This window comes from Mycoplasmopsis hyopharyngis (genome assembly GCF_045276885.1).
GTDB classification, from domain to species: domain Bacteria; phylum Bacillota_I; class Bacilli_A; order Mycoplasmatales; family Metamycoplasmataceae; genus Mycoplasmopsis; species Mycoplasmopsis hyopharyngis.
In genome coordinates, this window is the sequence record NZ_CP174164.1 from 812,344 (window position 1) to 826,206 (window position 13,863).

Annotated in this window: 14 protein-coding genes and 1 other RNA gene; 6 read left to right on the plus strand and 9 right to left on the minus strand. The window is 25.7% G+C overall.

Annotated features, from left to right (window positions below; genetic code table 4):
- Window positions 1–34 precede the first annotated feature (34 nt).
- A complete protein-coding gene (locus tag ACJA25_RS03440) occupies window positions 35–610 on the plus strand; it encodes a thermonuclease family protein (RefSeq protein WP_406615387.1) in 576 nt (191 codons plus the stop codon).
- Between the two features lie 31 nt (window positions 611–641).
- Here the strand turns inward: ACJA25_RS03440 and ACJA25_RS03445 are convergent, their stop codons facing one another.
- The gene (locus ACJA25_RS03445) at window positions 642–1,565 is read right to left on the minus strand and encodes an MAGa3780 family membrane protein (RefSeq protein WP_406615389.1); all 924 of its coding nucleotides are present in this window, start codon (window positions 1,563–1,565) and stop codon (window positions 642–644) included.
- A gap of 121 nt (window positions 1,566–1,686) precedes the next feature.
- On the opposite strand from ACJA25_RS03445, the gene ACJA25_RS03450 reads away from it, so the two are divergent.
- The gene (locus tag ACJA25_RS03450; protein WP_406615391.1) at window positions 1,687–2,607 is read left to right on the plus strand and encodes a hypothetical protein; all 921 of its coding nucleotides are present in this window, start codon (window positions 1,687–1,689) and stop codon (window positions 2,605–2,607) included.
- 11 nt (window positions 2,608–2,618) lie between these two features.
- Complete coding sequence (locus ACJA25_RS03455) at window positions 2,619–3,689, plus strand: M24 family metallopeptidase (protein ID WP_406615393.1); 1,071 nt, start codon at window positions 2,619–2,621, stop codon at window positions 3,687–3,689.
- A gap of 108 nt (window positions 3,690–3,797) precedes the next feature.
- Here ACJA25_RS03455 and ACJA25_RS03460 read toward each other — a convergent pair whose 3' ends face one another.
- From ACJA25_RS03460 to ACJA25_RS03485, 6 genes are all read right to left on the minus strand, one after another.
- Window positions 3,798–5,120, minus strand: a complete 1,323-nt coding sequence (locus tag ACJA25_RS03460; RefSeq protein WP_406615395.1) for an ATP-binding protein — start codon at window positions 5,118–5,120, stop codon at window positions 3,798–3,800.
- Between the two features lie 359 nt (window positions 5,121–5,479).
- The gene (locus ACJA25_RS03465) at window positions 5,480–6,829 is read right to left on the minus strand and encodes a M17 family metallopeptidase (RefSeq protein WP_406615397.1); all 1,350 of its coding nucleotides are present in this window, start codon (window positions 6,827–6,829) and stop codon (window positions 5,480–5,482) included.
- Window positions 6,830–6,837: 8 nt separating this feature from the next.
- A complete protein-coding gene (locus tag ACJA25_RS03470) occupies window positions 6,838–7,407 on the minus strand; it encodes a hypothetical protein (RefSeq protein ID WP_406615399.1) in 570 nt (189 codons plus the stop codon).
- Window position 7,408: 1 nt separating this feature from the next.
- Complete coding sequence (locus ACJA25_RS03475; protein WP_406615401.1) at window positions 7,409–8,719, minus strand: hypothetical protein; 1,311 nt, start codon at window positions 8,717–8,719, stop codon at window positions 7,409–7,411.
- Window positions 8,719–9,063, minus strand: a complete 345-nt coding sequence (locus tag ACJA25_RS03480) for a YigZ family protein (RefSeq protein ID WP_406615403.1) — start codon at window positions 9,061–9,063, stop codon at window positions 8,719–8,721. The genes ACJA25_RS03475 and ACJA25_RS03480 overlap by 1 nt, the downstream gene beginning before the upstream one ends.
- 29 nt (window positions 9,064–9,092) lie before the next feature.
- On the minus strand, window positions 9,093–9,962 hold the full coding sequence (locus ACJA25_RS03485; protein WP_406615405.1) for a DegV family protein: 870 nt from the start codon (window positions 9,960–9,962) through the stop codon (window positions 9,093–9,095).
- A gap of 551 nt (window positions 9,963–10,513) precedes the next feature.
- Here ACJA25_RS03485 and rpmB point away from each other — a divergent pair.
- Window positions 10,514–10,696: a 50S ribosomal protein L28 gene (gene rpmB / locus ACJA25_RS03490; protein WP_406615407.1), complete on the plus strand. Its 183-nt coding sequence runs from the start codon at window positions 10,514–10,516 to the stop codon at window positions 10,694–10,696.
- Window positions 10,697–10,723: 27 nt separating this feature from the next.
- Here rpmB and ACJA25_RS03495 read toward each other — a convergent pair whose 3' ends face one another.
- Window positions 10,724–11,551, minus strand: coding sequence for a deoxyribonuclease IV (locus tag ACJA25_RS03495; RefSeq protein WP_406615409.1), 828 nt, complete (start codon window positions 11,549–11,551; stop codon window positions 10,724–10,726).
- Window positions 11,552–11,604: 53 nt separating this feature from the next.
- Window positions 11,605–12,609, minus strand: a complete 1,005-nt coding sequence (locus ACJA25_RS03500; protein WP_406615411.1) for a LacI family DNA-binding transcriptional regulator — start codon at window positions 12,607–12,609, stop codon at window positions 11,605–11,607.
- Window positions 12,610–12,663: 54 nt separating this feature from the next.
- Here ACJA25_RS03500 and ffs point away from each other — a divergent pair.
- Both ffs and ACJA25_RS03510 read left to right on the plus strand, forming a co-directional pair.
- Window positions 12,664–12,758: signal recognition particle sRNA small type (gene ffs / locus ACJA25_RS03505), an RNA gene on the plus strand.
- Window positions 12,759–12,823: 65 nt separating this feature from the next.
- On the plus strand, window positions 12,824–13,861 hold the full coding sequence (locus ACJA25_RS03510; protein WP_406615414.1) for an NAD(P)H-dependent glycerol-3-phosphate dehydrogenase: 1,038 nt from the start codon (window positions 12,824–12,826) through the stop codon (window positions 13,859–13,861).
- Window positions 13,862–13,863: the final 2 nt, after the last annotated feature.

Sequence of the window (13,863 nt, forward strand, 5' to 3'; positions counted from 1 at the left end):
ATACTTTTTTTCAAAAAAACGTACATATATAAGTATGAGAAAAAAACTTTTATTTTTAGGTGCTTTTGCTTTAACAACCGCTTTTAGCACTTTAAGTTCATCTTGTATTTTTAACAAAGAATATCAAGATGTTAGAATAACTAAAATTTTTGACGGAGATACTTTTGAAATTGTTTCTAAAAACAAAAGAGAAAAAATTAGACTTTATGGAATAGATACACCAGAAACTAAAAAGGCTAATACCAATGTAGCGATTTTAGAAAATCATTATGCTCTTTTAGCTAAAAGCTTTGTTACTGAAATAATCAAACAAAATAAAAACAAGAAAATTGAACTAAATGTACAAACTGTTGATAAATATAACCGTTTGGTAGCGGTATTAAAAATAGGACAAATTGATATATCAAAAGAACTGCTTAAAAGGGGATTAGCTAGAAAAGCATATATTAGCATCAATAAAAATGAAGCTAATTTTAAATTATATGGAGCACGAACTTTATTTCAAAAAGACTATTATTACCAATTAGATGAGCTAGAAAAATATGCTAAAAGACACAAAATTGGTTTTTGAAAAGAGAACATTCAAAATGTTTTTCATAAGCTAAATTAGCAAAATAAAAAGCTGTTTTAAACAGCTTATTTTATTCTTGAACCATTGGTTGACTTTGTTCTACTTTGGTTTTATTACATTTAATAATTTCAATTTTATATATTGCTTTTCATAAGTAAGCTAATGCTGGGGTTAAAAAGAATGCTACTAAAAACATAACTATATCTAAGACAACCACTAGTGGAAGATTATATGATTTTTTAGCTCAACCTAAACCATAAAATAATGGGTGTTTAAAGTTTAGAAAATCATAAATAGTTATATGGAAAGATTTGTATACATTTTCGTCTGCATTAGGTGCTACATTTTTGATTTTTTCGCCTATAAAAAACGTGATTAAAGCAAAAGTAAAGTAACAAATTACAAAGATATTTGTCTTTCAAAGATCGATAGTTCTTAACTTAATATCTTTTTTAACTAGACCTAAAAAAACAAAACCAATTGCAGGATTAACTGCATGTAAAATGGTGCTATAAAATGCTAAATATCACTTTTCTAAAATAGCAGCTTTTCCTTTAAAGTATGTAGGAAAAATTAAACTTCAATAGATTGAAAAGGTGATAGTAATTAAAACATTCGCAGTAAAGAATCAAACTTTTGCTTTTTGTGAATTTTGTAAAAATGGAAACACAATTAAATTGATAGTTAAGATTCAATTACTTATCATTGTAAAGGTTAAAGTATTGCTTCACATTAACGCAAGTGCGTCTGGTCTAAAGGTTGGATTTTCTTTGGTTCATTTTGGCAATAAAGTATAAAAATTGTCTTGCTTTAAGCTATTGATATTTTTTTCTATACTTCATCAAAAATAAACAATTAGACTTGAAAGATTAATTGCTGCCATAATTAATCCAACAATAAACATTGCTTTGTATTTAGGATTCCATTGGTTAAATTTTTTAATCAATGGCAATTCTAATATTTTATTTTTTAAACATTTTTCTTGATTTTTCATAATCATAATTATAGTATTAAGCAAAAAATAAAATATGATTTTTATAAATAGGTTTTAAGACTTTACTTAATATTATTTTTTATTTTATATAATTTTTTTATTAAGTATTTGAGGAGTAAAAATGAAGAAGGAACTTCAATTAAAAAATGATGATGATTTTGGTTGATTAATTCATCACCGTTTGAATGATTCGTTTAACTTTTTCGGATGATTAGAAACAGAAAAGCAACAAACAATTGCTTATCAAATTAGCATAATTAAAAATTTTTCTTTTTTTAATATTCCAATCTATAAATTAGTGGTTAATTTAATCAATACAAATACAGGAACAAATTTTGTTTTTGATAATTATTCTTTTGGAGCGAAAAGTATCATTTCTGATGAAGGAAAAATAAGATTCAATAAAGAATTACAAATTACTAAATATCCTGATTATTTCAATATTGATTTTAAAAATCCTGATTTTTGTATAAATGTTGATTTACATTTTGAAAACAATAAATTTCTTTGAATGTATAATGACGAAGTTAATTTAATGGTTGGTAAAAATAAAAGCCTTAAAAACATTTTTGCTAGCAACAGTAATTTAAAAACTTCTGGAGTTTTAAGAATTAAAGGTTATGACTTCAATGTTAAGGGAACTAGCTTTTATTCTCGTGGTTTTGGTCAATTTTCAGAAACCAAAATTAAAACACATTATCAAAAAATTGATATGTGAATTGAAAATAAACATTATGAAGTTAAACAATTTATAGATTTTAACCAAACAAAATCTTGTTTAATAGAAAACAATGAAGTTAAAAATTTAAATGTTGAAGTTTCACCAATGGATTTTTTTGTTTCTAACAAAAATAAATACGCTATTAAATGAATCATTATTATCGAAGGTATTGACGAATTTTACATTGAAGCACAAACTCAAGTTTTATCAAATAGATACCAATTTGGTATAGTAAAAAACAAAGAAGGTAAAAACATAGGAAAAGCTTATATAGAAACTATACCTACTTTTTACAACTCAAATATTCAATCACTTCTTTAAGAAAGGAAAATATGAATAGAAAAATATTAGATAAAAAATTTAAAGAACTAAAAGTAGATGCAATTATTTCTCAAGCACCACAAACTAGATTGTGATATTCTGAAATTCAAACAACTGATGGTTATATTATTATTGAACCAAAACAAGCATACTTATTTGTAGATGGAAGATACATTGAATACTGCCAAAATAATGCTAAAAATGTTGAAGTAATATTGTTGACTAAAGATTCATTAACCAAATTCTTAGAACAAAAGAAATACAAGCAAGTTGCCTTAGAAAAAGATTACTTAATTTATGAAGACTATTTAAAAATTAAAGCTATGTTGAATTTACCAGAAAATAAAATTCAATGAATAGCAGGACAAGAATTAAGAATTTGCAAAAGTATTGATGAAGTAATGAAATTACAAAAAGCAGTTGATATTTCATTATCTTCTTATCAAGACCTAATGCTTCAAATTAAAGCGGGTCAATCAGAAGTTGAAGTTGCTTCATTGTTAAACTACATAATGAAACAAAAAGGAGCGGAAAAAGAAGGATTTTATGAAATCGTTGCTGCTTTCGAATCTTCTGCTGAACCACATCATCATCCTTTAGAAGATAAAAAAGTTGAAGAAGGACAATTATTAAAAATTGACTTTGGAGCTCAATATAAAGGATTTACTGCTGATATTACTAGAACATGTATTTTTGGTGGTGAAGAAAAAGTTAAAAACCCTGAAGCATTAAAAATATTAAACATTGTTAAAGAAGCTGCTAAAGCAGGCCGTGATGCTGTTAGACCTGGAATTAAAGTTGGTGAAATTGATAAAATTTGTAGAGAATATATCAAAAATGCTGGCTATGAAAAATTCTTCTTACACTCAACTGGTCATGGTCTTGGAATAGATGTTCATGAATTACCTTATGTAAGAGCAAACAACGAAACCATTTTAGAACCTGGAATGGTAATCACTGTTGAACCCGGAATTTACATCGAAGGTATTGGTGGAGCAAGAATTGAAGACGATGTTTTAGTTGTTAAAAATGGTCGTTATGTCTTTTCAAGAAAAGATGAAAGAGATGCTTTAGAACTATAATTTAACCAATAAAAATTTCGTATTTGTCTTTTTTATAGGCGAATACGAAATTTTTTATTGCGAAACTTGGAAAGTAGAAGTTAAATTCAATTAGCAGATTTTTGCATTTTAATTATTATTTATGAACATAATCATATAAATTGGTAAAGTTATTAATTTCCCTTCTTTAGAAACTATATTTTTATTTCCAAAAATGTAACCAAAAGGTAATTTGTACATCTTTTCATCAACTAATTTTGGTATTGCTCTAAAGTTATTTTGATCGTTTCCCGATTTTACTTCAATTGGTATTACTGATAAAGAATCATAATCATTTACTAAAAAATCAACCTCCCCTATTTTTCTACTATCAAAATAAAATAGATCATTACCATGCGCATTTAATTCCATTGCAACAACAGTTTCATAAAAAGAACCCAAGTTAATTCCTTTATCTTTCTTCAAAAGGGCATCAATGTTATTTCTATATAGTAAGTTAGTTAAAATTCCTACATCATTGTAATAAAATTTAATTAAATTTTTGCTGCTTGTTTCAGCTAATGGAAATGTTGGATTGCTAATAGATTTACTTTTTAAAGATATTCCAGAAGCAACTAAATAATCAAACTCATCACTATATTTTGATAAATCTGCATTTTTTTTATTATCAATTTTCTTAAATTGAATTCTTTTAACTTTGTTTGACATTTGAGACAATAACATACTATATATATTGCTAATCTTTAATTTGTTTTCAATATCATATTGAGAACAATCATTTAAATAATAATTAAAAATTTCTTCTTGAATTTCTCTTGTTTTCTTTACATTTTTATTAATAACATACTCTGTAACAGCCGCTGGTAAACCACCAGCAATAAGATAATCCTGAAACAAACCTAAAATTCTTTGATGAATGGATTCATTAATTTGGTTTAAAGATTGAAAACATTCATATAAATATTTTGTAACTTCTTCATTTACATTATTAGCCCAAAGAAACTCTTCAAAATCCATTGGAAACATACTGATTTCATTAATAGATCCCATAGGAACAAAAATATTTTTAAGAGTAATACCTAAAAGTGAACCACTAGCTATAAACTTAAAACGTTTTTCAGCTTTTAAATCTTTGAATAGGGTAATTAAATGGGGATAAAATTGTATTTCATCTAAAAAAACTATTGTATCTTTATATGTGTTTAATTTTTGTCCACATAAAGAACTTAACAATATATAAAAGTCTTTTGTACTTTTAATATTTAAAAATAATTTTTGGTCTTCGAAATCAGATTTTAAATCTATTTCAATATAATTTTTATAATATTTTTTTGCTGTGGCACGAATAATATAGCTTTTTCCTATTTGACGAGCACCTTTAATAATGGGTATCCTTTGATCATCGCTATTGTAGTATTCATATAATTTTGTTTCTATTTTCCTCTTAAACATTTTAATTTTCCTTGTGTTTGTAAAAAACTTCTATATATTGATTGTATCAAAATATGTGTTTTGCAAATAAAAATAACTATAAAAAATGTGTTTTGCAAATAAATCTCAGAGTAAAATATGTACTTTGCAAATAAAAAATAACTATAAAAAATGTGTTTTGCAAATAAATCTCAGAGTAAAATATGTACTTTGTAAATAAAAAATAACTATAAAAAATGTGTTTTGCAAATAAATCTCAGAGTAAAATATGTGGTTTTCCAATAAAAAATGTGTTCAAAATATGTGGTTTTCCAATGTTTTGACCCCCCTTATTAAATAAAAAAATAACACATTTACAACCAAATATGTTATTTGAAATATTATTTTGAAGCTAGTTCAACTAGTGTTGAAACTAAAACTCCTTGTGGGTGTCCCTTGATATCTGCGGTTCCCGCGACGTCACAATGGATGAAATCAACGTCATTTGTAAATTCTTTTAAGAACATTGCAGCAGTATTACAATCTGATTTTTCTGAATTGTTGTAGTTATTTAAATCGGCAACTAATGAAGCTTTGTTAGGTTCGTGAAAATCTTCATGCATTGGCATTCTTCAAACTTTTTCATATGCTCTTTGTGCTGCTTGTTCAAATGATTTTCAAGCCTTATCATTTGTTGAATAAATACCAGAATAATATGAACCTAATGCTCTAACCATTGAGCCAGTTAAAGTGGCAACATCAACTAATAAAGTGGCATTTAATTTTGTTGCTCCATAGTAAAGCCCATCCGCTAAAACTAATCTACCTTCAGCATCAGTATCGGTTACTTCAACAGAAATACCAGCCATAGAAGTATAAACGTTTTCAGGTAATGAAGCATCTCCATCTAGTCTGTTATCTGTAATCATCATAATTGCTGCTACATTCTTTTTAAGTTTTAATTGAGCAATTGCTTTAACAGCATGAGCAACAATTACTGAACCCGACATATCAAATTTCATTCCTTCCATTTGATATCCTTTGGTATTTACTCCTCCAGTGTCAAAAGTAATTCCTTTACCTACATAAACTAATTTCTCTTTTGATTCTGGATCACCATTGTATTCGATTACAACTACTCTTGGTTCATATGTTGAACCTTTGTTAACTGACAATAAAAGTCCCATTTGTTCTTTTTCAATTGCTTTCTTGTCTAAAACAGTAACTTTTAATTCTTTAACTTTTTTAAATTCAGTTTCAATGAAATTTGCTAAGTATTCTGAGTTACAAAAGTTTTCAGGCATAATTTGTAAATTTCTTGTTTCATTAATGTTATCAGCAACAATTAATAATTTTTCAAATAATGCTTTTTGTTTTTCGTCTTTAATCAATAAATCAATGGTTTCTTTGTTTTCTTTTTGTTCTTTCTTTTTATTGAACAAATTAAAGGTTAAAAACTTTTCTTTTAAAACAAATGCTCTAATTACTTCTTGGATTGATAATTTTTCATTTACAAATGTTTCAACATCAACTAAATATGATCTTTGTAAATTTTTAATTAGTTTTTCAATTTCGTTAGCAAATGAATAATAATCTTTTACTTTTTTTGAATCCAAATAAATGATAGCCTCATTTTTGTCAAAAAATTCAGTAATAAAACCGTGTTTATGAGCAACTATTTTGTCTTTTTTATCATAAGTTGCTTTTAGCAACATTTTGTCATTTTTCTTGGTTAAAAATTCTTTAATCATAGGTCTCCTTATTTTAAATAATCGTTAAAAACTTTAAAACGCATTCCGTTATATTCAATTTCAGAAACATCACCTCATAGTAAGTTTTTTGATAAATAGCAATGATTTATAGTTTCACCAATTGAAATAAAGAAGTTATATTCTTCTTGATTAAAATTAGCAACAATTTCGTTGATATTGTGCTTTTTGATAAATGAATTAAATTTTCATTTAAGTATTTTTTTGTTTTCTAAAACTTTTAAATCATTAGAAAATAGTTTTGCTAGTTTTAGTTTAGATATTTTTTCTTCACTAGTGCCAACAATGATTTGAATAATTATTTTGGCATTATTAAACTTAAAAATTGGAATTGAGTTTTGATATTTGTCGATTGAATTATCAATAAATAAAGCAGGAAATTTTTTCTTTAAAAAAAGATAATCTTTTCATCAAAGGCAAATTTGAAAATTATTCTCGAAAGCAATATTTGTTTGTTTTAAAAATGACAATGAATATTTTGAAAGGGAATAATTAATTTTATTCTCTTCAAGAATAGCTAATAATTCATTTCAAGCTTCAAATTTTGAATTTATACGCATATTAGTAAACTAATGAATTTCAACCTTCTACAGGTGTTCCTCTTCAAGTTAATCTAAATTTTCAACCATCTATATATTGGGTCTCAAATCTTCAATCTTCATCTAATAAAGCTTCTGTATGAACTTTTACTTTAATTGTTGGCTTACCAGTTTCAATTAACTCACCTTTAAATAAAGGGGTGTAAAAATTGTATTCAAAGTCAGTTTTTTCTAGATTTTTAGTTGCAAAACCGATTGCTCTTAAAATGTTTTCGGTATTTGTCTTTAAATCATTTAATGTTGTTTCACTTGTTGGATCTAATGATTTTAAGAATTTTCTTGTGTATACTAATTCATTAGTTTCATAATTGAAAAAGTTTGCTCTTAAAACGTAAAATTTCTTTGATCCAACAATTTGATTAATATCTAAAGTGTAATAATATTTTTTCAATTCTGTATTAGGAGCAAAGTTGTCTTTTTCATATTGATAATCAACACTACTAATAATGTCGAAAACTTCTTTCATTTTTCCCTTGTATGTAAAATCTATTTTTAGATATTCAGGTTTATATTTTTTTTCAATATCGTCAGGAAGAACGAATGTTTTTATTTTTGACTTAATTTCTTCATTATTTTTATCAAAAATATAATAAGAAACTTCTATTTTTGAATTGTCATTGTAATAAACATCTAAAACATTATAACCATATCTAGCAGGTAAGTTTTTTACATCATAGATATCATTTCTTTTGAAATGTCTAATTTCTCAAATGTCATGATGAACTTTTTCAAAGTCTTGCAATTTGATTTCAACTTTTTCAATTAAGTGATTTAAAAAATTCTTTTTGTAATTTAAATATTCTTTAGTTACACTTAATGAATTATCTTGTGGGAAGTTTTGTGAACTAATTTTTGCAATTGAGTATTCTCAAAATATTATCTTATATTTTGTATAGCTAGCAAAATCAGTTACTTTATCAATTTGTTTAAGTTGATTTTCTTTAGGTTCATTCATATAGAATCAACGGTAGTTAAAATATTCGCCATAAAGATTGTTATATCTTTGGTCAACTTTTACTTTTTCTGTTTCTGCTAAGAAACTGAATTTTTCTCATTCGCCTATAGATTCTTGAATGTCATTAAGTACTACATTTAATTCAGTGTTATTTTTTTCTTTAATAATTTTTAACAATTCTTCTGCTTTTTTGATATTAGCATTAACTAAATTGTCTGTTTTTTTTCTTTTACATGATGCTGATATAGAAATGGTAGGTATAGCTAATATTGAAACTAGTGTACCTACGCCTAAATACTTTTTTATACTTTTTTTCATTATTCCTCCAATGTTCATTGTGCAACATTTTTATAAACTCTTGCTAGTCTGCTCGCACCTAGCTTAACGCCACCATAATATCTAATTATGAAAATGACTGTATTAAAAACATTTTTTAATAAAAGAACTTCTCTGATTTTAGCAGCAGATGTTCCTTTAGGTTCTTCGTCATTTGAAGTAACACTTTGAATGTCATTATTGTTTTTTAAAACCGCAGCATAGCAAATATGTCTTGCTTTTTTATGAATTTTTAGAAATTCATTATATTTTTCTTTAATAAAATCTTTGTCAATATTCTCAAATTTATATCCAATAAACTTTGAATTTTCAATTTTGTATTCCATTTAAAAAAGATTAAAAAAATAAGAAAAACCTAAAATATTGATTTTAGTTTTTCTTGTACTTCTTTCTCTAGTTCAGTAACTATACATACAAAAGCTTCTGGACCAGTGTGAATAGCAACAACAGAAGGGATATAAGACATTAATGGTTCACAATTAAATACTTTTTTTGTATGATTAACAAATTCTTGTATTTCTGTAGGTTCAGAATGTAAAATAACTACAACTTTGTTGTCGTTTAATGTTGAAAATAATTCTAATTTACTTTCAAGCATCTTTTTAACTGATTTAGTAAATACTAAACCTTTTCCTTCTTTTAATAATTGTCCATCTTCGAATTTGATTAAAGGAACAATTTTTAATAATTTAGCAACTAAAGCAGCTGCTGGATGTAATCTTCCTCCTTTTACTAAACAATCATTATATTTTGGAATTAAAGTTATAGATTGCTTTCTAACTCCTTTTTCCATTTCTTTAACCGCTTGTTCAAATTCAACTTCATTAGTAATTTTTTTGTTTTCAAATTGAAGCAAATCAAAAACCATTAATTGAGCAACTTGAATCGATTCAACAATCCTTAATTTAGGAAAATTTTCAGCAACTACTTTTAACATTGAATAAGCACTTGATAAGTATTTCGAAATTGGATAAACTAAAACTTTGTCATACTCTTGTGACAATTTAGTAAATAATTCTTCGGCATATCCTAATGTAAAAGCAGAAGTTTTGGCTTTAGATTCTTTCTTGTAAAATTCAAAAAAATTCTTTGAAGTAATTTCAACTCCATCAGCAAAATTTTTACCATCAATATCAATATTTAATGGTAATAAATTTCAACCTAACATCTCTGCTTGTTCTTTTGATAACCCGCAAGCAGAATCAACAACAATGGCTACTTTCATATTTTTAATTATATCAATACAACATTATTAATTAAAGACAATTTCAATATTTAGCATATTGTTTTTTATATTCAAAAAATTAAACAAGATAAGCAATTTATAGTAGTAAATTTAGATATTTTTTAAAGTGACATTTTGTTTGAGAATAACAAATAAAAAAAATATTTAAAAAATTTTTTGTTTTTTGACAAAAAACGTACATATTAATATGGTGGTTGTTTTTGAAAAATAAGATAATCACCACAATCAACTTTGTTATTTTGAAAATCTTTTATCGAAACTTTGGTATTTTATTACTCCTTTTTAAATTTAAAATGTCATATTTACCTATTCATTAGAATAATAAATCTAATTATTAAATAATTAGTAAGAAGAGCAAAAGCGAACAGGTTTGCTCTTTTTTTGTTTAAAGTTTCAACCTGAAGGTGTGACATTTTGTTTGAGAATTCATATATTAACAATTAATAGTTTTTAAAGTCATATTGGTTTTTATTTTTTTATATATAATTAAAACATTATTTTATAAGCTTATATTATGAAAGGAGAACCAAATGTCAAGAATATGCCAATTAACAGGTAAGGGCCCTCAATTTGGAAATACCCGTTCACACGCATTAAATGCTTCAAGAAGAAAATTTAATGTTAATTTACAAAAAATTACCATTAATATTAATGGTGTTAAAACAAAACTTAGAGTAAGTGCTAAAGCAGCAAAGACTTTAAAGAAACATTAATTAAAGTAGATTTAAGGACGCTTAAATCTACTTTTTTAATAACATTTGGATCTCTTGGTCGTATATTGGACCTTGTTCAGGAATTGGAGTTTCTAAGATAATAGGAATGTTATCAAAGTCTGGATCATGAACAAAAAGTTGTAAAGTTTTTAAACCTATAAAACCTTGATCAATATTTGCGTGTCTATCTTTGTGTGAATTTAATTCATTTTTAGAATCATTTAAATGAATAACTTTAACATTTTTTAATAAGTCAAATTCAATTAGTTGTTTTTTAAATTGTTCATATTGTTTTAAGTCATAACCAGCATCTCAAAGATGACAAGTGTCTAAACAAATTTGAATTCTAGGGTCATTAACATTATTTAAAATGTATTTTAATTGATCAAAGTTAATACCAATTTCTGAACCTTTACCTGCCATTGTTTCAATACAAATAACTACATCTTGTGTGTTTTTTAAAATTGCTTTTAAGGTTGAAACCAAGGTATCTAAAGCAACTTGTGGGCTTCATTTAGTAAATGAACCTGGATGTAGAACTAAATATTTAGCTTTAATGTAATTCATTCTTTTAATTTCAGCGATTAAAAAATCAATAGCAAATTGTTGTTTTTCAGGATTAGCGGGATTAACAATATAAGGAGCATGAACAATGATATCTTGTTCAGGTATGATGTTACCAAAAGCTTGTTTATATTCATTATATTTGTATAAATCAACACTAACGCGATTGGTATTTTGTGGAGCACCTAAATAAACCATTAAAGTGTTGGCTTTGTTGGCAATTGATTCTTTGACTGAATCATATAAATAATTGGGCGCTTTAAAAGAAATGTGTGAACCTAGTTTAATCATTTTGTCTCCTTATTTTCAAATAATAAAATAAACATAGTGTTTATCAACTATGTTTAATTATTTACAATAATTTCTGGCTTAACTACTTTATTTTCAGTAATTTTTTCTTTTTGATAGGTTTGAATCATTCTATGAACATAGAAACCAATTAGAGCATAATCAATAAAGATTTTTGCTTTGTATCTATGAGTTCTATCATATACTGAAGCAAAACCAATATCAGTCAATCTTAAGTTCTTCATTCCTGAAGAAGCTAAATTAATATAGGTATCATGAGTTGAACAAACAATGTTGGTAATTTTTTCATTGGTTATTTTTTTAAATAAATAATTACATTCTAGTGAATTTTTACTATTTAAAGTATAGATTTCATAATCCATATTGTGTTCTAAACAAGCTTTTAGAAAACCTTTTTTTCTAATGTTCATACTATCACTATCTAATTTAGTATCTAAGATCATCAATATTTTTTGTTTTTCTTCCACAAAAGGAATAAATTCTTTGGTTAAATCATAGAATGATTTCTCTAAATCGATAGTAATACTACTATAACCTTCAATTTGGTGTCCATAAATAATGGTTGGAATTTCCATTGGGTTATTTTTTAAATATTCTTCTACTAGATAATAATTTTTAGGCAAGAACAATACAATAGAATTTGGTTTTCAAGATTGTACATATTTAATAGTATCAATGTAATTGTTTGGATCATTAGTTGAATAAGTGGTTACTACTTTTAAACTCTTTTTTCTAGCATCTGAGTCGATACCGTTCATTATTTGAGTAAATGAATTTTCAAATCATTCAGGCACAATTACAAAAATTGTGGTATCTCTACCTCTAATTAATCTTGCACCATGATTAGGGTAGTAATTTAAATCTTTAACAACTTGCTCAATCAATGCTTTCTTTGTTTTGCTTACATATCCACCATTAAAGTATCTAGAAACAGTCCCAATTGAAGCACCTGTTCTAGAAACGATATCTTTATATGTAACTGCTTTTTTGGTCTTTAATGGTTTATCTAATTTATCAACATTATTTTCGCTGGTATTCATATAAGGTATATTATATTAAATTAATAAAATTGGTAATATATTATTTTGATATAATCAAAATGTCAATAGAACAAAAACCTCATAACCTGGTCAGGGTAGAAATACAGCAGCCACATTGAGAAGTGTTGTGTCTGTTGACATTTTTTTATTCTTTTTTGCCTACTTTGGTGCTTTTTGTATTGTATTTTTATTAGTATGTTTATAATAGAATATTATGAATAAAAAATTCTCTGGTCAAGAACAAAAAACAATTGCCATTTTAGGTACTGGTGCATGAGGATCAGCACTAGCAAATGTTTTATCTAAAAATAATTATAAAGTTATTATGTGAGGAATTAACCAAAGCGAAATTGATGATATCAATATGGGTAAAAATACTAGATATTTCGAAGATACTAACTTTATTAACCATCGTAATATAAGTGCTACTAACAATCTTGAACAAGTAATATCTCAAACCAATGATATTTTACTTGCTGTTCCTTCTTCAGCAGTGGTTGAAGTGTTAAATTTAGTAAAAAATTTAGTTCCTAACAATAAAAAAATTAACATCATCAACGTTGCTAAAGGAATTGAAGCTAAAAGCAAAAAATTCTTTTCTGATATTATCAAAGATGAATTACAAGAAAAATTAGATAATTATTGTACTTTAATTGGTCCTTCTTTCGCTATTGAAGTTTTTCATAATAAATTAACCATGATTAATGTGGTTGGTCCAAACAAAAAATTTCTTGAAAGAATTTGTTCAATTTTTAATAATGATACTTTTAGATTGGTAATAACCAATAATGAAAAAGGAGCAGAATTATTTGCTGCTTTAAAAAATGTCTTGGCTTTAGGAATTGGTATTGTTAGTTATTTTTTCCCTTTTTCTAATACTATTGCTGCTTCATTATCTATTGGTGTTAAAGAAATTGCTTTTTTATACAAAAACATTTTTCACAAAGAAAAAAATGATGCTGATAACATTGGTTTCCAATTAGCTGGAATTGGCGATATCTTTTTAACCTGTTCTTCAACTAAAAGTAGAAACTATACCTTTGGATTACAAGTTGCTGAAAAAGGATTAACAAAAGCTTTACAAGATAACAAAAACACTGTTGAAGGTTATCATGCCGCTCAAATAATTAATGAAATTATTCAAGCGAACAATCTAGCAAAAGAAATGCCATTTATCAATAGCATTATTGAAATCTTATATAGAAATAAAGATGCTAATTTAATTCTTGACTTTACCAAAGAATATCAATAATA